Raw genomic sequence first — 17,797 nt, 5'->3', positions numbered from 1 at the left:
TCTTTGATCCAAATGATCCAAAAGGAATGCAGTTGTCAGAAACAGCTTATCACTTTCTTGGCGGTTTGATCAAGCACGCCTACAACTACACAGCCATCATGAACCCAACCGTTAACTCCTACAAACGTTTGGTACCAGGTTATGAAGCACCTGTTTACATCGCTTGGGCTGGCCGCAACCGTTCACCATTGGTCCGTGTACCAGCTTCACGCGGTATGGGAACACGTTTGGAATTGCGTTCCGTAGACCCAATGGCCAACCCATATATTGCTATGGCTGTTCTTTTGGAAGTTGGTTTGCACGGTATTGAAAACAAAATCGAAGCACCAGCTCCTATCGAAGAAAACATCTACATCATGACTGCAGAAGAGCGTAAAGAAGCTGGAATCACTGACCTCCCATCTACTCTTCACAATGCTTTGAAAGCTTTGACCGAAGATGAAGTTGTTAAGGATGCTCTTGGTGAACATATCTATACCAGCTTCTTGGAAGCCAAACGGATCGAGTGGGCAAGCTACGCAACCTTTGTTTCACAATGGGAAATTGATAACTACTTAGATCTTTACTAAGCTGAGAAATATAGAATGAGCTAGGTTTGATGACCTGGCTCATTTTTCATACAAAGAAAATGGATGGGACCGACCGGTCTCATCCATTCTTTTTACTTAATTTTCTTCATCTGGTGTCAAAATCATCGGGATGATGATAGGTTCACGTTCCGTGCTTTCGTAAAGGAAAGGACGAAGGGCGTTGACAATGGCACCGTGTACGGTTTGAATATTGGCATCTTTATTCTTCAAGGCGATCCGAATAGCGTTGAAGAGGATGCGTTGACTTTCACGGATCAGGTCACCGGACTCTCTCATATAGATGAAGCCACGGCTGAGGATATCTGGTCCAGCTAAAATCATTTTCGACTTGAAGTCAACTGTCGCAACAGCTAGGACAACCCCATCTTCTGATAAATCTTTGCGGTCACGAAGGACAGCCGCTCCGATTTCTCCGATGCGATTTCCGTCGACATAGATATCTTGGGCATTGAAACTTCCTGCGATACGAGCTGAGTTAGACGTCAGGGCAAGAACATCTCCGTTGCTCATGATGAAGATGTTATCTTTCTCTACTCCACAATCACGCGCGAGTCCAGCGTGAATCTTCTGCATGCGGTACTCACCGTGGACAGGCATGAAGTATTTGGGTTTGATCAAGCGCAACATGAGCTTTTGTTCTTGTTGGCCACCGTGTCCAGAGGTATGGATGTTGTTAATCTTACCGTGGATGACATCGACTCCTGCTTCCGAGATGATATTGATCAATTTATTCACACTAGTTGTATTCCCAGGAATTGGACTAGATGAGAAGATAACGGTATCACCCGGTTGCAATTGCACCTGGCGGTGGGTTCCGTTAGCGATACGAGACAGTGCCGCCATAGGTTCCCCTTGGCTACCTGTACACATAATGAGGATTTCATTTGCCGGGTAGTCTTTGATTTCACTTGGTTCAATAATCGTTCCAGGTGGTACCTTGATATAGCCAAGCTCAATTCCGTTGACAATGGCTTTTTCCATCGAGCGTCCAAAGACAACAATCTTGCGGCCAGTTTTGACAGCGGCATCTGCAGCCTGTTGGAGACGGAAGATGTTGGATGCAAAGGAAGCAAAGATGATGCGTCCATGAATGCCTTCAATAATCTTCATAATGGATTGGCCAACGACTTTTTCAGAGTTGGTAAAGGTTGGGACTTCCGCATTGGTTGAGTCAGAAAGCAGACAGAGGACGCCTTCCTCTCCTAGTGCAGCCATCCGGTGAAGGTCGGCCGGCTCACCAACAGGTGTAAAGTCAAATTTAAAGTCTCCCGTGCAGACGATTTTTCCTTGAGGCGTATGAAGAACAATCCCCAAAGGTTCTGGAATAGAGTGAGTCGTCCGGAAGAAGGTCGCTTTAATATGCTTAAAGGTCAACTCTGTATTTTGGTTGATTTCATAGAGTTTGGCACCACGAAGGAGACCATGCTCTTCCAATTTTCCACGAATTAGGGCTAGGGCCAAAGGTCCAGCATAGATTGGCACATTGGCTTGCTTCAAGAGGAAGGGAATTCCTCCGATATGGTCTTCGTGTCCGTGGGTAATCAAGACACCTTTGACACGGTCGATATTTTCAACGATATAGGAATAGTCAGGAATCACGTAATCGATCCCTAACAAATCATCTTCAGGGAACTTGATCCCAGCATCCACAATGATGATTTCGTCTTGGTATTCAATCCCATAGGTATTTTTACCGATTTCCCCGAGACCTCCAATGGCGAAAACACCAACTTCTTCAGGTTTTAAGGTATATGCCATGGATTAGAACTCCGTAATTTCAAATGCGCCAGACTCTTTTTCATATTCTAGGTGTTGGTCTGACAAGAGAGTGATAAATTCGATGTTGTAAGATGTATTTTCTTCAACAAGGCGACGAGCTTCAATGCGTCCTTCTAACTCATTCTTCGCATCGATATCGAGATAGAGGGCATGAGTCGTTTCACGACGAGGGTTGCGTTCTTTTGTTTCTTGGTAGAAAACTTTGTAAATCATTTCGTTTCGGTTCCTTTCACTTGTTCGGACTGTAGCAGAAAAGAAACAGCTAGTAGCTAGCTGAGACACCTATTCTTGCTTTCCTTTGTCCTGATTCGATACAATTATTATTCATTATACCATAAATAGGCTCTAAGGAAAAGATGCAAGCAGGTTCTGAGGGCAGAAGGAAGCGCTTTTTTAGAGGGATAGAGAGCAGGTGATTTCACAGTCTGGGGGTGCTTCCTCTACCGTTTGGCGTCTATTTGTAGTATAATATGAAGCAGACAACGAGGAGAAAACATGAAAGTATTAGCATTTGACACCTCCAGTAAGGCCCTATCCGTTGCCCTTTTGGAGGAAGAAAACCGATTAGCAGAGTTGACACTGACGATCAAGAAAAACCACAGCATTACCTTGATGCCCACCATTGAATTTTTGATGGCCAGCATTGATTGGAAACCGACGGATTTAGACCGTATCGTAGTAGCAGAAGGGCCTGGATCTTATACTGGCTTACGGATCGCGGTAGCAACGGCTAAAACCCTGGCTCAAACGCTGAAGATTGACTTAGTAGGGGTGTCGAGCTTACTAGCCTTGGTGCCAGAAGAGATAGAAGGTCTGGCCATTCCAGTCATGGATGCGCGCCGTAACCATGTCTATGCGGGCTTTTACCAAGAAGATCAGCTGGTCTACCCGGAGGGGCATCTTTCTTTTGAAGCCGTATTAGAAAGAGCAAAGGGAGCTGAAAAGGTGACCTTCCTTGGGGAAGTGGAAGCTTTTCGTGAGCAGATACAAGAAGGCTTGCCGAGTGCTCAGATGGTAGAAACCCTACCGGATGCGGTACGGATCGGTCGACTAGGACTTACAAAAGAAGCTGTCTCCGTTCATGGTTTTGTGCCCAACTACCTCAAGCGGGTAGAAGCTGAGGAAAACTGGCTCAAGGACCATCAAGAGTCCGGTCAGTCCTACATCAAACGCCTATGATTCGTATCGAGAAGGATGCGGGGCGATTAGACCTAGCCCCTCAGTTGGTAGAAATCTTAGACGATGTCTATGGACAAAGTCCTTGGACCTTGGAGCAAGTCCTTGCGGATCTCGGTCAAGCTCAAAATTGGTATGCCTTGGCCTATAGTGGGGAAGCATTGGTCGGCTTCTTGGCCATGCAAGAAAACCTCTATGAGTTAGAAGTCGTCCAAATTGCTGTTCGAAAAGAGTGGCAAGGGCGCGGGATTGCTGGTCAGCTACTAGAAACTGTTCCTCAGGAGAAAGAGGTCTTTTTAGAGGTGAGAGAAGGAAACACTCCGGCTCGAATTCTCTATCAGAAACAAGGATTTAAAGAAATTGGTTGCCGGAAAGGGTATTATCATGCACCTACCGAAGACGCCATTATGATGAAAAGGGAAGCAAATGAAGGATAGATATATTTTGGCATTTGAAACATCTTGTGATGAGACCAGTGTCGCCGTCTTAAAGAACGATACAGAGCTCTTGTCCAATGTCATTGCCAGCCAAATTGAAAGCCATAAACGCTTCGGGGGAGTGGTTCCAGAAGTTGCCAGTCGCCACCATGTCGAAGTCATTACGGCCTGTATTGAGGAAGCGCTAGAAGAAGCGGGAATTACAGAAGAAGAAGTCACAGCGGTTGCGGTAACTTACGGACCAGGTCTGGTTGGAGCTCTTTTGGTCGGTCTTGCTGCAGCCAAGGCCTTTGCATGGGCCCATGGGGTTCCTTTGATTCCTGTCAATCATATGGCTGGCCACTTGATGGCCGCTCAAAGCGTTGAGCCTTTAGAATTTCCGCTCTTGGCCTTGCTGGTCAGCGGAGGACATACCGAGTTGGTCTATGTCTCGGAGGCGGGTGATTATAAGATCGTTGGGGAAACACGTGATGATGCTGTCGGAGAGGCCTATGATAAGGTCGGCCGCGTCATGGGCTTGACCTATCCAGCCGGTCGTGAGATTGACGAGTTGGCTCATAAGGGTCAGGATATCTACGATTTCCCACGCGCCATGATCAAGGAAGACAATCTGGAATTCTCATTCTCAGGGCTCAAATCTGCCTTTATCAATCTCCACCACAATGCCGAGCAAATAGGCGAGAGCCTGTCCAAGGAAGACCTATCGGCTTCCTTCCAAGCTGCGGTGATGGATATCTTGATGGCCAAGACCAAAAAAGCCCTAGAAAGATACCCTGTTAAGACCCTGGTGGTGGCGGGAGGAGTCGCGGCCAATCAAGGTCTTCGTGAACGCCTGGCTTCTGAGATCACAGATGTTAAGGTCATCATTCCTCCTCTGCGCCTCTGCGGGGACAATGCGGGGATGATTGCCTATGCCAGTGTCAGCGAATGGAATAAGGGAAATTTTGCTAGCTTAGATCTCAATGCTAAGCCTAGCCTTGCTTTTGATCCGATAGAAGAGAACTTAGATTAGTTAAAAAACGAACATAAACGACGGGAGGACGATTCCCGTCCCTTTTTTTGTTATAATAGATAGCATCAAAAAAGAAAGGAAGAAAGAGTGGAAAAGAATTTTCAGCAGGGGGTCAGGGATGCCCTTCCGACGGCCTTGGGTTATATCAGTATTGGCTTAGCCTGTGGTGTGGTGGCGTCTCCCTATCTCTCCCCTTTAGAAATGGGATTGATGAGTCTCTTGGTTTACGCAGGGGCTTCTCAGTTTGCTATGATCTCTTTGATTGCGGTTCATTCGTCCCTCATGAATATTGCCTTAACCGTCTTTTTCATCAATTTGCGCAATATGCTTATGAGTCTGCATACCTCCCCTGATTTTAAGGAGGCTAGCCTGGTCCATAATATTGGAATTGGTAGTTTGTTGACAGATGAAAGTTACGGGGTTTATTTGAGTGAAAAATTGAAAAGTGACCGGATCACTGTTCCCTGGATGCATGGCAATAATGTGGTCGGTTATCTGGCCTGGGGCTCATCAACTATTTTGGGGACAGCCCTGGGGTCTCTCTTGCCCAATCCTAGTGCCTTCGGCCTGGACTTCGCCTTAGTTGCTATGTTTATTGGGATTTTTGCAGGTCAGTTTCAAGGCATGCGTTTGACGGAGAAGATGGCTACCTTACTCCTTGTTTTAGGTGCTGTGGCCTTTAGCTTTTTCCTCTTGACCTTCTTTTTGACCCAATCCTTGGCCGTTTTAGTGGCCACTTTAACAGGTTGTTTCGTGGGGGTGATGTACGATGCGCATGAATAGTTGGATTTTCTTGGTTATTTTGATGTCCGCAGTGGTTACCTGGATTCCACGCATTTTGCCCTTCGTTTTGGTCAAATACCGGGGGCTGCCAGATCCAGTTCTGCGTTTTCTAAAGTACCTTCCCATTGCCATCATTTTTGCCCTAATCCTTTCCAGTCTGGTAGAGGGGAAAGTAGGCCAGCTCCCTCAGGTCCGGTGGGTGGATCTGGTCGCAACCATTCCGACCATGATAGTGGCCTTTCGCTACAAAAACCTAATGGGAACGGTTCTATTTGGGATTGTCTTGGTTGCTCTCTTACGATGGCTTGTCGCCTGAATCTCCTGAATTTTTAGATAGATTACTATTTATTGCAAATATTACAAAAATATTTCAAAAAAATTGACATTGTGTAATGTTGTAATATAATAGTTTCTATCAAATGAAGTGAGGGATCATGATGATGAAAAAATGGACAAGTTTAGCACTTTTAGGATTAACTTCTGCAAGCCTACTTGTAGCCTGTGGTTCAAATAAAGAGGAGAACAACTCTTCTGCCAAAGAAGCACAAACGACGGTGAAGTCTAATCAGAAAAAAGCAAAGGCAGCTTCTGGTAAGAAAGAGACAAAAGCTACTGAAACGGATGCGCAAGAAGGGGCACAAGCTGCTTCTCAAGATGCAGGAAACTCAGGTCAAACTGATGCAGGATCTGGTGCAGCAAGCACTAACAAGGCCACAGATTCGTCTCAAGTGGTGCCAGAAGAGCTGGTAGGGACTTGGACAGGAACAACTGAAATTGCCAAAGATGTCCAAATGACCGTGTCTGCGAACGGTACGGTCACTACGACAGCGAACTTTTATCAAGCTGATTTGAATCCTGTTCGTACTACAACAACGAAAGCCAAGGCAGTTTAAGCATCTGGTAATGTCTATTACTGGGAAACAGACGAACCTGGCGCTTTTGATGCCCTTCTTCCAGGGATTGCTGGACTTGGGAGAGCCAATATGAAGGTAAAAGCCGGTTTCATTTTAGAAGAGGGCCACTATACACCGATTGTATTTGTAACAGGGCTTAATGAAGACTTTGATTATAGCAAATACAATGATTTCCGTGTTTCCCTTACAAAAAAAAGACAAATCCACGAATCCCTAAGGAGTCGTGGATTTTGTTTTAGATAAATTGTGTAATAAAGACAATGAGGATGACGATTGGAATCACAAAGCGAAGCAAGAAAACCCAGAGCTTGAAGAAGAAGCGCTTGGTTTTCTCTTCTCCCACCTTGAGTTCTTCTTGGGCTAGAACTTGATCAAAGATATAGCCTGTAAATAGGGAGAGGCAGAGAGCTCCAAAAGGCATGAGGAGGTTGGAAACCAAAAAGTCCATACAATCAAAGAAGGATTTTCCAAAGAGGGTCCACTTGGAGAGTACTCCATAGGAAAGGGCAGATGGGATCCCAAAGACAAAGGTCAGAAGACCAATGATTTGGCTCCATTTAGCCCGCTGTTTGTTGTTTTGGTTGGTGACGTTCCCGACATTAATCTCTAACATGACGACGGATGAGGTAATGGTCGCAAAGAGGAAGAGAAGAAGGAAAAGCAGGTAGAAGAGGGTACCAAAAGGCATCTTGTCAAAGACTTGTGGCAGGACTACAAAGAGGAGTCCCGGTCCACTAGTAGAAGGGATTTGAAAGGCTGACATGGCTGGGAAGATCGCCAAGCCCGCCATGATAGAAACGGCGATATTCATGAAGACGACGGAAATCCCGGATTGGACCAGGTCAGTGTCCTTGTCCAAATAAGAAGCATAAGTCAACATGGCTGTCACCCCTAGCGAGAGAGCGAAAAACGATTGCCCCAAAGCGTAGAGCAGACCTTGGCTAGTCATCTTGGAGAAGTCTGGCTTGAGGAAATAACTGACACCCTCCCAAGCGCCAGGTAAGGTCAAGGAACGACCAATCATGACTAAGAAAATAATGAAGAGAAGAGGCATCATGAATTTTGAGGCCTTTTCAATTCCTTGTTCTACCCCCTTGGAAACAATCAAGACATTGAGGAGGATGAAGATGGCCTGGGCCCCAAGAGCCAACCAGGGATTTGAAATAATCTCTCCAAAGAGCTGGGTATAGTCACTAACTGAGAGAAGTTGGAATAACTCTCCCAAGGCAACACCTAGATAAATCAGGATCCAACCACCGATGACACTGTAGAAGGAGAGGAGGATAAATAGGGCAAAGGCACCGATCCAACCGATCCCATCATAGAGGCGACGGCCACCGAGTTTTCCAAAGGTTTTAATGGCAGAGACACCAGCTGCACGTCCTAGAGTAAATTCAGCTAGTAAGAGCGGGAAACCGATAAGTAGAGTTGCTATCAAAAAAACAAGAAGGAAACTTCCGCCCCCGTTAGCGGCGGTCATATAGGGGAACTTCCAAACAGCCCCAAGCCCAATTGCAGAACCTGCAGAGGCTAGGATAAAGCCAATTTTGGAACCCCATTGAGATTTTTCCATATGGATTCTCCATTTCTAATTCAAATATAGGAAGAAAGCAAAGGCCAGCAAAGGCTCTTTCATAGACAAAAGAAAAAGGCTATTTAGTACGAACTAAATAGCCATAAAAACTCCAAGTGACATCTCTAAGAAGACGACTCTTATGTTTGTTGCTGGATTTGTTCTAAAAATAATCCTAACATCTTTTGAAAAAGCTGTCAATAGTGGAGACTTCCGGCCACCCAACCGGTACAGAGGGCAGAAGTAATGTTAAATCCTCCTGTATGGGCATTGATATCCAGGACCTCCCCAGCAAAATGAAGACCGGGGACCAATTTACTTTCTAAGGTCTTGGGATTGATTTCCTTGAGGCTGACACCACCTTTGGTTACAAAAGATTTGGCCAAGGACATCTTTCCAGTTACAGGGATAGGGAGTTCCTTTATTTTCGCTAGTACGGCATCGATTTCTTTAGGAGAGAGTTGCTTCACCTTTTCGGGAAAATCCTGGGCAAAGAATTCCGCCAGGCGTTCTGGCAGATAGGCCTTCAGAACATTCTTTAGAGATTTTTCCCGGTTTTCCTCTAGGATTGCTGAGAGTTCTTCCTTAGAATAGTGAGGGAGACTGTCTAGTGTTAGGATCTCTCCTCCTTTGACAAAGCTTGACATGCGAAGGGCGGCCGGGCCAGACAGGCCAAAGTGGGTAAAGAGGAGGTCATGGGTAATGTGGTGTTTGCCATAGTGGAGGGTCACATCATCTAAGGAAATCCCTTGAAGGGCCTTGTGGGGGAAATCTGTCAGGAGCGGGCTTTCAGCAGCTTCTAGTTCTGTAATAGTGTGGTGGAAGTGACGGGCGATATCGTGGCCAAAGCCGGTAGAGCCCGTCGAAGGGTAGGACTTTCCACCAGTTGTCACAATCAAGCGATCTGCCGTCCAGGTCTCGTCTTTTGATTTGATGACGAATTGTCCATCGATTTTCTTCACAGAGGTTACCTCTACCTGGCAGCGGACTTGACCGCCAAGCTCGGCAATCTTATCTGTCAGAGCTTGAATAATCGTTTGGGAACGATCTGAAGCTGGAAAGACACGACCATGGTCTTCGACCTTGAGCTTGACCCCGTTTTCTGTGAAGAAGCGGATGATATCATGATTGTCAAATTGAGAAAAGACACTGTAAAGGAAACGTCCGTTTCCTGGAATGCCTGCTAGGAGATCGTCCAGGCTTCCATTGTTGGTCACATTGCACCGGCCTCCACCAGTCCCAGCTAGTTTTTTCCCTAGTTTGCGGTTCTTTTCCAAGAGGAGGGTTGCTTGCCCGTAGAAGGCGCTGGAGATGGTGGCCATCATACCAGCAGGGCCTCCTCCGATGACAATGGTATCGTAGTGGTTCATAAGGTCTCCTTTTTCTCGTCTCGTTTTATTTCCAGTTCATTGTAACATAAAAAATGGACCCTGTCCCCAGGCTCCACTTTTTATGAGTTAATTGTCTTCGTCTGGATTTTGACGGAGGTGGATGGAATAACGCTTAGGTGGGTAAATGCCGATTTCAGGACCCCAGCGTGGGAAGAGCTGATTAGTTTTCTTCCCAGCAGCGTACTTGGCTTCTGCCGCCATTTCCCAGAGCTCTTCGTAGAGATCGCCTAGTAAGAAGTCGAGCTCTTGATAATAAAGGTCTGGCTTTCCGTAGTCACTAAGGCTGAGTTCCATCAAACCATAGACTTGTAGCTTATGGTCCATGAGTCTACGTCCGTCTACCTTGTTAGAGTGAACGATAATGCGTCCGAAGGGATCATTTCTTCGGATGCGTTCCAGCTCTTTGTAGGCGTTGATTCCAGAATTTCCTTGACAGGAGAAGAAGTAGATGTTTTTCAAGTCATAGTCGATATAGGAGATATTTCCATTATAGACCAGCTTGACTGGTAGATTACGAACCCGTTTTTTCTCTAGATAGTTGTTAATATGTTCGACCAACATCTTAGAGGGATAATTGTATTCAATGACATAGATCATAGTTTCTTTCCTTTGCTATTGAGTAAATAACTGAGCTATCTTTCAGTTACGAATAGTATACAAGCTTTTGAAGTCAGATAGGGGGAAAAATCTATTTGGTTCATTTTTGAAGCTATTCGGTTCATTTTGGAGGAGCAAAGGAGAAAAAATCGCTAAAGGAATACGAAGAAAATGGGGAAGTGGGGACGAAGAAGGGCATTTTTTGAAAACGCAAAGAAAATTTACCGAAATCTTTCATTTGTGCTATAATCAAGGGGAAGTGACGTCATGGAAAGAGGGGTATCATGAGTTTAGAACAGTTAGAGCGGAAATCGCTCCAAGAGATTAATCAATCCGTCAAGGTTCCCAAGGGAACTTCTTTTTGGAGGACCTTGTTATTGTTTTCAGGTCCGGGGAGCCTAGTAGCAGTGGGCTACATGGATCCTGGGAACTGGATCACCAGCGTTGTTGGAGGGGCTCACTATCGTTACCTGCTCTTGTCGGTGGTTCTCTTGTCTTCCTTGATTGCCATGCAATTGCAACAGATGGCTGGGAAACTAGGGATTGTCCATCGGAAGGATTTGGCCCAGACAACAGCGACGCATTTGCCCAAGTGGCTCCGCTATATTCTCTGGATAGTGATTGAATTAGCCTTGATGGCGACAGATTTAGCAGAAGTCATTGGTTCCGGGATTGCACTACATTTGCTGTTCGGATGGCCCTTGCTCTTTTCTATTTTGGTCACCATCCTGGATGTCTTCCTCCTCCTTGGACTCATTCACTTAGGTTTTCGTAAGATTGAGGCTATTGTCTCCACCTTGATTTTGACCATTCTGGGGATTTTTATCTATCTTGTGGTCCTATCAAAACCAGATATAGGTGGCATTTTTGCTGGCTTTCTTCCTCAGAAAGAAATTGTAGGTATCGGTCTTCCTAAGGGATCACAAGCCTTGACGCTGGCCTTGGGGATTATTGGTGCAACCGTCATGCCCCATAATCTCTATTTGCATTCCTCCATTTCACAGACACGCAAGGTCGATTATGAGGATCCTGCAGATGTTCGTCGGGCTGTGCGTTTCATGACCTGGACTCTAATATTGAATTGACCCTGGCTTTTGTTGTCAACTCTCTCTTGTTGATTCTCGGAGCGGCCCTCTTCTTTGGACACGCAGAAGAAATTGGAGCCTTCTCTAGTATGTATGATGCCTTGCAAAACAATGCTATTGCAGGAGCTATTGCAAGTCCTTTTCTATCCACCTTGTTTGCTGTTGCTTTGTTAGCAAGTGGTCAGAATTCAACAATTACAGGAACTCTAACAGGACAAATTGTCATGGAAGGTTTCCTTAAATTCCGCCTTCCTCAATGGCTTGTCCGCCTCTTTACACGGATGCTGGCCCTCACTCCTGTCCTGATAGTCGCCTTTCTCTTTGGAGACCAGGAAAGTGTTCTAGATGATTTGTTGGTCTATTCTCAAGTCTTCTTGTCTCTGGCTCTACCATTTTCAATTTTTCCCTTGGTTTACTTTACCTCCAATAAAAAAATCATGGGAGAATTTGTCAATGCAAAATGGAATACCTACTTAGCTTACGGAGTAGCGACTCTTTTAACTCTGTTAAACGTCCAACTCATTGTGACGACGCTCTTTAAATAAAAAATCAGCTTTGTCGGACGAGGAAAACATGCTATAATAGAAGGGAAGTTCCCATCTAGCTAGAAAATAGGCAGAAGTGGGCAGTAACCATTAAACAAGAGGTCCTAACCCCTTGATACGAAAGGAATCTAGAAAATCTTATGATGAATATGCAGAATATGATGAAGCAAGCACAAAAGCTTCAGAAACAAATGGAACAAAGTCAGGCAGAATTGGCTGCTTCTCAATTTGTTGGCAAGTCTGCTCAGGACTTGGTCGTCGCTACCTTGACGGGTGATAAAAAGGTGGTATCCATCGAATTTAACCCGGCAGTCGTAGACCCAGAAGATACAGAAAGTCTTTCTGATATGACCGTTCAAGCTATCAATGCGGCCATCGAAGAAATTGATGCGGCAACCAAGAAAAAATTGGGAGCTTTTGCTGGTAAATTACCATTCTAAACATATAGAGAAAACCTCTATCAGATTATAGAGGTTTTAGATTGAAAATAAAGTCTTATGAAAAACTTTCCTTAGGTGAGTACGGACGTCAGCGAACTTCGAAGAAGTTCCATGACTTATTAAGATACAAAGGGCGTCTGCGGATAAAGTCAAAATAGGAAGTTTGACGCAGAATCTTTCGGTTCTAGGAAAACTTATCTTTTTGACACAATCCGCAGCCCGTGTTCAATTCGTTTTGAACCCCCTCGCTCTTTAATTTCCGGGCTCAGGCTAAAACAGTTTCCCAAACTGTTTTACTCTCAAAACTCCCGAGTGCTAGAAACAATAGTGTTTCTAGCACTTTTCTCACAGCGGAAAGTTTTTCATCTTCTTAAATGACTAAAAAATATAAGTCATTTTTTGAAAGTCATCTAGCTGTTTTATGTAAAACACTAGTTTATCTATATTCAAAAACCTCTATCATCGATAGAGGTTTTTTTAGTCGTTAAAAAAATTGGAGAGGTCCAATCCACCAAAAGGAGAGGTAGAAAAGGATTCTTGTTCGGTTAGGAGTTGCCGGGCCCGGTCTGATTCGAGAAAGGCTTCATAAACAAGAGCAGTCATCCGGGCATCTTCTAGACTATCATGCGATTTTCCAGCTACTCCTAAAAACTGAGCAACTGTATGGAGCTGCAAGTTTTTAATCCCATGGAGGTCAGAAGGGCGGCGTTTAGAAGCTTCTTCAAAGACATCAACAGCATATTGGTCTGTGAACTCTAGCCCATTTTCCGCTAGGATAGGGAGGTCACTCTTGATGGCATTGTATCCAATGATGGGACTATCTGCAACAAAATCTCGGAACTCCGCTAGGACTTGCTCGAGTGGGGGAGCTTGGAGGATTTTATCAGATGTGATCCCGGTGAGGCCATTGATAAAGCTCTTTAGTGGTTTATCCGTATAGGCATAGGAATCATAGTGGGCAACTTCTTGGCCATCTGCAAAGCGGACAGCAGAAACTTGGATAATGTGGTACTTTCCTTCAAATTGATTAAATTCTAAATCAAAGGAGACATAGTGGCTTAATTCTTTCAAGGGAACTCCTTCATCTATTGGGTGTTTTTGGATTTTCTAATTATTGAGGGGAGGCAAAGGCATAGAAAAAACTGACCGAAGTCAGTTTTTAGCGACCAAAGACGCGTCTCCAGAAGCCTTTACTCTCTTGTTCTTGAACCTTTTCATTGGCTTGATCTAATTCTAATTTCAATGTTTCACGGTCATTCATAGCCTGAAGGGTTAGCTGTTGTTGTTGGTCGAGCTGTTTGTCTTTTTCAGCAATCTGAACATCTTTGACACGCAACTGCTCATCCTTTTTAGCTAATTGCTCATCTTTGGATTTTAGCTGGTCGTCTTTTGCTTTTAGTTGTTCGTAGAGACGGACGATTTCGGCATTTTTTTCATCTACCAAAATTTCCATCAATTCACGCTGTTTCACATCATCGCTGACGGGCTCGTCTTCAAAGATGGTCTTTTTGTAGATTTCTTCTAGCTTAATCAAGCCACTACGGGTTACGACGGTAACTCCCTTATCATTTTTTTCTGTATCTTCAGGATCTAGGGCCTTGACACGGTTATTGACCGCTTGGCGACTAACTCCTAGAATTTCAGCAATTTCGCTGACTGTTTTTTCGATAGCCATAATATCCTCTAAACTCTTTTTCTATGAAATACTCTCTTAGATATTATCATAAGTAGGCAAGGCTGTCAAATCAAGCAAGGGAAGGGACGACAAGGAAAAAGCATGAAATTCCTTAATCCATCTCAGGAAGGGTTAAGCTGGAGTTGGCCAGATCAATGGTGAGTTGGTAGTCTGTTTGGTCGCGGACAGTGATCTCGAAGTCGGTTGTATAAAGGACGAGACGAAGAGTGGTCCCTTTCTCCAGTTTGTAGATGGTTGGTTGGAGTTCAAAGTCGAATTCCATCCATTCTCCAGGGGTCACAGGTTCGACTTGTAAGAGATCATGACGGTTTTGGAGGTTAAGATACCCCTTTGTAATCACTCGTTGGCCGGCTTCCTTAAATGGCAATTCAGTCAAGTTGTCCAGCATATGGTAGCGACCGTTATCCAGTGTACGGACGGATAGGACAGCTGGATAGGGTTGGAGGTATTTCTTACTTCCTAGCTCCATGAGTTGGGCTGAGAGCAAGCCTTTGTTTGTGCTAGATTGGAGCCGCAGGTGAAGGTGAGCTTTTCCGTTGAGGTGCAGGTCCTCTTCGATTGGAAGATCGATCGTTACTTGTTGGGCCTTATCTTGGTAGAGGTCGGTTAAGAAAGTTGGATAGGCCTTGCCATAGCGCTCATAGTCTTCTGTCGCATAGCGGTTTTGGATGACTTTCTCACCATCTCCGAGTGGGAAGGCCCGTTGGGCTGTTTGATTGCCAAAGTCTTCCAAGGAGGTCCAACTTTGTTCTCCTGTATTGTCCTGCCAGATGACGGTTGGCAATTCATAACTTGAATCATAGCCCAGTAATTTTTTAGAAAGGAGGGCGTTCATGCTCTCACGGAAGTCAATGGACTGCCAGTTGTTGAGATAGACATGGGCCCCATTGTGATAGAAGAGGTGTTTCTTGATGTTGGCTGGAAGGGCTTGGAACATTTGGTATACATGGAGGGGCTTCACGTTCCAGTCTTGGGAACCATGGGTGAAGACGACCTCTGCCTTGACTTTGTCTGCCTGAAGGAGATAGTTGCGGTCATGCCAGAATTGGTTGTAGTCCCCTGTTTTGCGATCTATTTGCTCTTTAAGCCGTTCCAAATCCGCTAGATGGGCTGCATGGTGGCGGAGATAGTCTCCAGCCCGAAGGGCGCGTGAATAGGTCAACTCAGCGAGCGAATCAAAATCCTCTCCAGGATAGCCACCAGGACTTGTGACAAGGCCATTTTCGCGGTAGTAGTTGTACCAAGAGGAAATACCAGCTTCTGCGATGATCACTTCTAGGCCATCAACCCCTGTGGTAGCCAGTCCATTGGACATGGTTCCTAGGTAGGATAAGCCCGTCGTAGCAACCTTGCCGTTAGACCAATCAGCCTTGATTTGGCGTTGGCGACTATGGTCTGTGAAGGCACGACAGCGTCCGTTGAGCCAGTCGATGACATTTTTATAGGCCTCGATTTGGCGGTAATCCCCGTTAGTCATCAAGCCTTGGGAATCCTTGGTTCCTAGACCGGAGACGTAGAGATTGGCGAAGCCACGGGCGAGAAGGTAGTCATTGAGAGTATAACTGCTGTTGATATGAGTGAGGGTTTCTTCAGCCTCAGAGACCAGTCGGGCTTCTCCAACTGGGTCAACGGTTTCGAGCGTGGGTTGACTGACTTGGATGCTTCTTGCTTCTTTTTTCTCCAGGTCCACATTCATATTATAGAGAGCCTTGTCACTGGCCTTGTCATTGGTTCCTTGGTGATAAGGGCTGGCAGTCATGACGGCTGGAATTTTTCCTTCATAGCGAGGGCGAATAATATTGACCTTGATCAAATCTGGAAGGCCATCTTGGTCGCTATCAATCCGACTTTCCACATAGACCACCTCACGAATCACATCATGGCAGTTAAAGGTAGCTAGACTTTTTCCGTTGAAAAAGTGGTAGCGATTGTCTTCAGGGATCAAGCCATCACTGACCAACTGTTCAATGAGTAAATTCCCTTTGACTGTTCGAGTATTGAGGAGGTGATAGAGGTTCTCAACCAAGTTTCCATACTCAATCGGAATTTGGACTTCTTTTAAGAAGCTGTCCGTATTTTCAAAGTCAATAAAATAGCGGAAACCGAGCAATTGGAGGGCCACTGTGTAGAAAATATTTGGAGACCATTCGCGGTCAGATTGGAAATAGCTCAGGAGATCTGTTTCAGCATCCGCCACTAGGTTAGAGAGAGGATAATCTGTATTTTTGTAGGTGAAATAAACCTTGCGAACAAACCATTCAAACAGTTCTTTCTCTGTAAGATGAAGGGGAAGGTCAAACCCGATTTCTTTCAGTTCCTTTAGAATGTCTGCTTGGTCGACTGGTAGATAGCTATATTGATTGAATTTCATAGGATGCTCCTTTTATCAGCTTCACTGTTTCTTTACTTCTTATATTATACGTGATAAAATAGTATTTGTCTAAAGACCTTTGATCTCTGAAGGAGGGTGTCATGGTGAGAAAATTATCTGTTGAAGAAGTTGCAAGAAGACGGACTTTATTGTTTGGGGTTCTTGCCGTCATTTTTGGGATCCTCATTTTTCGAAACGGTGTTGGTTTCACAAAATTTTCCTTGGATCTATTAGCCATTTACTTTTTAGTTGATGGACTAGGAAGCTTTCTTCTTCGCTTTTTGTTACGTAGCAAGTCTATTTCCTATAGCCACTCTATTTGGTTTATTTTTCTTTCACTTGCGTTGATCTGGTTGAATCGACTGAGTAGTCTGCCCGTAAACTTAGTTGTGATTTGTTTAGGGGCATATCAGTTGGGGAGTGCCATTGTCTATGGGATCACATTTTGGCTTTATAAGGCCAATCGGGTAAAAGGAGGCTGGCTCTATTTATGGGATGCGCTTTTAAACGGTGGGATTGGTCTAGCAACTGTCTTGGAACCTGGTTCAGATGGGCACTTCCAATTTATCCTCTTGGGGGCTTATCTGGTCTTGTTGGGGATTTCTAATATTCGAGATGGTATTTTATTTGACAAAGACCAACAAGGCCAAGAGTTAAAACGTCGCTTTCGTATTAGCCTACCGGTTATCTTTGCAGCCTTTATCCCTGCTAAGGAGTTAAAACGGTTTAACCAGTTTCTTCAAAAAGGGAGCTCGGCGGGACACACAGGCCCTTATCGATTGGTGAAAAAAGAAGAAGAGGCAAGGGAATTAGAAATTTTGGTTCATACTTCTGACAGCAACTTATTTGGAGCGATTGGGCATGTAGATATTTGTTATCAGGGGAAGGTCATTTCTTACGGAAGTTACGATCCCTTTTCAGAGCGTCTATTTGGGACGATTGGGGATGGCGTACTGTTTAAAGTGGATAAGGAACCATACATCGAACTATGTAAAAAAGAGAGTCAAAAGACGCTGTTTGGCTACAGCCTATCCCTTACCGAAGAAGAGAATCAGGCAGTAGAGAAGCGTCTAGCTGAAATTGATCAGTTGTTAGAACCTTGGGATCCACCTAGTAGGTTACTGGAAGACGGTCAGCCGACCTACGCTTACAAATTGAAATATGATTTAGGGGCTGAGCTATATAAATTTACTTCTTCGCGTTTTAAATCTTACTTTGTTCTGTCTACGAATTGCTGCCTGTTAGCAGATTCAATTGTGGGACAAGCGGGAACGGCTATATTAGATGTGCGTGGAGTGATTGCACCAGGGACCTATCAGGATTACTTAGAATACGAATTTGAAGCTCCAAACGGGCGGGTCCATACACGAACAGTATATTAAGTAAAGAAAGACAGATTCAAAATTTT

General features: G+C 44.8%; 17 protein-coding genes and 2 pseudogenes. 11 read left to right on the top strand and 8 right to left on the bottom strand.

Going from position 1 to position 17,797, the window contains the following annotated elements:
- Positions 1-569, top strand: a pseudogene (locus QZ158_RS01230) (type I glutamate--ammonia ligase); the annotation flags it as partial.
- Between the two features lie 96 nt (positions 570-665).
- Here the strand turns inward: QZ158_RS01230 and QZ158_RS01225 are convergent.
- Both QZ158_RS01225 and QZ158_RS01220 read right to left on the bottom strand, forming a co-directional pair.
- Positions 666-2,348: a ribonuclease J gene (locus QZ158_RS01225; protein ID WP_293873513.1), complete on the bottom strand. Its 1,683-nt coding sequence runs from the start codon at positions 2,346-2,348 to the stop codon at positions 666-668.
- A gap of 3 nt (positions 2,349-2,351) precedes the next feature.
- On the bottom strand, positions 2,352-2,582 hold the full coding sequence (locus QZ158_RS01220) for a DNA-dependent RNA polymerase subunit epsilon (RefSeq protein ID WP_006595537.1): 231 nt from the start codon (positions 2,580-2,582) through the stop codon (positions 2,352-2,354).
- Positions 2,583-2,864: 282 nt separating this feature from the next.
- Between QZ158_RS01220 and tsaB the strand changes: the two genes are divergently transcribed.
- The 7 genes from tsaB to QZ158_RS01185 all read left to right on the top strand — a co-directional run bounded on the left by tsaB (position 2,865) and on the right by QZ158_RS01185 (position 6,934).
- A complete protein-coding gene (gene tsaB / locus QZ158_RS01215; RefSeq protein ID WP_293873509.1) occupies positions 2,865-3,548 on the top strand; it encodes a tRNA (adenosine(37)-N6)-threonylcarbamoyltransferase complex dimerization subunit type 1 TsaB in 684 nt (227 codons plus the stop codon).
- On the top strand, positions 3,545-3,982 hold the full coding sequence (gene rimI / locus QZ158_RS01210) for a ribosomal protein S18-alanine N-acetyltransferase (protein WP_293873507.1): 438 nt from the start codon (positions 3,545-3,547) through the stop codon (positions 3,980-3,982). Before tsaB ends, rimI begins: the two co-directional genes overlap by 4 nt.
- On the top strand, positions 3,972-4,994 hold the full coding sequence (gene tsaD, locus QZ158_RS01205; protein ID WP_293873505.1) for a tRNA (adenosine(37)-N6)-threonylcarbamoyltransferase complex transferase subunit TsaD: 1,023 nt from the start codon (positions 3,972-3,974) through the stop codon (positions 4,992-4,994). The genes rimI and tsaD overlap by 11 nt, the downstream gene beginning before the upstream one ends.
- Before the next feature lie 87 nt (positions 4,995-5,081).
- On the top strand, positions 5,082-5,777 hold the full coding sequence (locus QZ158_RS01200; protein WP_293873503.1) for an AzlC family ABC transporter permease: 696 nt from the start codon (positions 5,082-5,084) through the stop codon (positions 5,775-5,777).
- The gene (locus tag QZ158_RS01195; protein ID WP_293873501.1) at positions 5,764-6,093 is read left to right on the top strand and encodes an AzlD domain-containing protein; all 330 of its coding nucleotides are present in this window, start codon (positions 5,764-5,766) and stop codon (positions 6,091-6,093) included. The genes QZ158_RS01200 and QZ158_RS01195 overlap by 14 nt, the downstream gene beginning before the upstream one ends.
- Before the next feature lie 124 nt (positions 6,094-6,217).
- Complete coding sequence (locus QZ158_RS01190; RefSeq protein ID WP_293873499.1) at positions 6,218-6,670, top strand: hypothetical protein; 453 nt, start codon at positions 6,218-6,220, stop codon at positions 6,668-6,670.
- Between the two features lie 90 nt (positions 6,671-6,760).
- Complete coding sequence (locus QZ158_RS01185) at positions 6,761-6,934, top strand: hypothetical protein (RefSeq protein WP_293873497.1); 174 nt, start codon at positions 6,761-6,763, stop codon at positions 6,932-6,934.
- Here QZ158_RS01185 and QZ158_RS01180 read toward each other — a convergent pair.
- From QZ158_RS01180 to QZ158_RS01170, 3 genes are all read right to left on the bottom strand, one after another.
- Positions 6,927-8,264, bottom strand: coding sequence for a sodium-dependent transporter (locus tag QZ158_RS01180; RefSeq protein ID WP_293873495.1), 1,338 nt, complete (start codon positions 8,262-8,264; stop codon positions 6,927-6,929). The genes QZ158_RS01185 and QZ158_RS01180 overlap by 8 nt on opposite strands.
- A 197-nt stretch (positions 8,265-8,461) precedes the next feature.
- Positions 8,462-9,634, bottom strand: a complete 1,173-nt coding sequence (locus tag QZ158_RS01175) for an NAD(P)/FAD-dependent oxidoreductase (RefSeq protein WP_293873493.1) — start codon at positions 9,632-9,634, stop codon at positions 8,462-8,464.
- An 87-nt stretch (positions 9,635-9,721) separates the two neighbouring features.
- Positions 9,722-10,252 (bottom strand): hypothetical protein, encoded by a 531-nt coding sequence (locus QZ158_RS01170; protein ID WP_006595548.1) that lies wholly within the window; start codon positions 10,250-10,252, stop codon positions 9,722-9,724.
- A 284-nt stretch (positions 10,253-10,536) separates the two neighbouring features.
- On the opposite strand from QZ158_RS01170, the pseudogene QZ158_RS01165 reads away from it, so the two are divergent.
- Positions 10,537-11,882: pseudogene (locus QZ158_RS01165) on the top strand (Nramp family divalent metal transporter).
- Positions 11,883-12,022: 140 nt separating this feature from the next.
- Positions 12,023-12,322 (top strand): YbaB/EbfC family nucleoid-associated protein, encoded by a 300-nt coding sequence (locus QZ158_RS01160; RefSeq protein WP_293873488.1) that lies wholly within the window; start codon positions 12,023-12,025, stop codon positions 12,320-12,322.
- A gap of 477 nt (positions 12,323-12,799) precedes the next feature.
- On the opposite strand, the gene QZ158_RS01155 is transcribed toward QZ158_RS01160, so the two are convergent.
- The 3 genes from QZ158_RS01155 to QZ158_RS01145 all read right to left on the bottom strand — a co-directional run bounded on the left by QZ158_RS01155 (position 12,800) and on the right by QZ158_RS01145 (position 16,389).
- The gene (locus QZ158_RS01155) at positions 12,800-13,393 is read right to left on the bottom strand and encodes a 3'-5' exonuclease (protein WP_293873486.1); all 594 of its coding nucleotides are present in this window, start codon (positions 13,391-13,393) and stop codon (positions 12,800-12,802) included.
- An 88-nt stretch (positions 13,394-13,481) separates the two neighbouring features.
- Positions 13,482-13,997: a DUF536 domain-containing protein gene (locus QZ158_RS01150; RefSeq protein WP_048690819.1), complete on the bottom strand. Its 516-nt coding sequence runs from the start codon at positions 13,995-13,997 to the stop codon at positions 13,482-13,484.
- 112 nt (positions 13,998-14,109) lie between these two features.
- Entirely contained in the window at positions 14,110-16,389 is a 2,280-nt protein-coding gene (locus tag QZ158_RS01145; RefSeq protein WP_293873482.1) for a Xaa-Pro dipeptidyl-peptidase, read from the bottom strand.
- 101 nt (positions 16,390-16,490) lie between these two features.
- Between QZ158_RS01145 and QZ158_RS01140 the strand changes: the two genes are divergently transcribed.
- Positions 16,491-17,771 (top strand): DUF308 domain-containing protein, encoded by a 1,281-nt coding sequence (locus QZ158_RS01140; protein WP_293873479.1) that lies wholly within the window; start codon positions 16,491-16,493, stop codon positions 17,769-17,771.
- The last annotated feature ends 26 nt before the right edge of the window (positions 17,772-17,797 follow it).

Source organism: Streptococcus sp. A12, assembly GCF_905372335.1.
GTDB lineage: Bacteria > Bacillota > Bacilli > Lactobacillales > Streptococcaceae > Streptococcus.
This window is presented reverse-complemented; position numbering and strand designations above follow the sequence as displayed.

Bases quoted from the DNA above. Each gene is read 5' to 3' on its own strand.
- QZ158_RS01225 (WP_293873513.1), bottom strand. From the start codon at position 2,348: ATGGCATATACCTTAAAACCTGAAGAAGTTGGTGTTTTCGCCATTGGA.
- QZ158_RS01220 (WP_006595537.1), bottom strand. From the start codon at position 2,582: ATGATTTACAAAGTTTTCTACCAAGAAACAAAAGAACGCAACCCTCGT.
- tsaB (WP_293873509.1), top strand. From the start codon at position 2,865: ATGAAAGTATTAGCATTTGACACCTCCAGTAAGGCCCTATCCGTTGCC.
- rimI (WP_293873507.1), top strand. From the start codon at position 3,545: ATGATTCGTATCGAGAAGGATGCGGGGCGATTAGACCTAGCCCCTCAG.
- tsaD (WP_293873505.1), top strand. From the start codon at position 3,972: ATGAAGGATAGATATATTTTGGCATTTGAAACATCTTGTGATGAGACC.
- QZ158_RS01195 (WP_293873501.1), top strand. From the start codon at position 5,764: ATGCGCATGAATAGTTGGATTTTCTTGGTTATTTTGATGTCCGCAGTG.
- QZ158_RS01190 (WP_293873499.1), top strand. From the start codon at position 6,218: ATGAAAAAATGGACAAGTTTAGCACTTTTAGGATTAACTTCTGCAAGC.
- QZ158_RS01185 (WP_293873497.1), top strand. From the start codon at position 6,761: ATGAAGGTAAAAGCCGGTTTCATTTTAGAAGAGGGCCACTATACACCG.
- QZ158_RS01180 (WP_293873495.1), bottom strand. From the start codon at position 8,264: ATGGAAAAATCTCAATGGGGTTCCAAAATTGGCTTTATCCTAGCCTCT.
- QZ158_RS01175 (WP_293873493.1), bottom strand. From the start codon at position 9,634: ATGAACCACTACGATACCATTGTCATCGGAGGAGGCCCTGCTGGTATG.
- QZ158_RS01170 (WP_006595548.1), bottom strand. From the start codon at position 10,252: ATGATCTATGTCATTGAATACAATTATCCCTCTAAGATGTTGGTCGAA.
- QZ158_RS01160 (WP_293873488.1), top strand. From the start codon at position 12,023: ATGATGAATATGCAGAATATGATGAAGCAAGCACAAAAGCTTCAGAAA.
- QZ158_RS01150 (WP_048690819.1), bottom strand. From the start codon at position 13,997: ATGGCTATCGAAAAAACAGTCAGCGAAATTGCTGAAATTCTAGGAGTT.
- QZ158_RS01145 (WP_293873482.1), bottom strand. From the start codon at position 16,389: ATGAAATTCAATCAATATAGCTATCTACCAGTCGACCAAGCAGACATT.
- QZ158_RS01140 (WP_293873479.1), top strand. From the start codon at position 16,491: ATGGTGAGAAAATTATCTGTTGAAGAAGTTGCAAGAAGACGGACTTTA.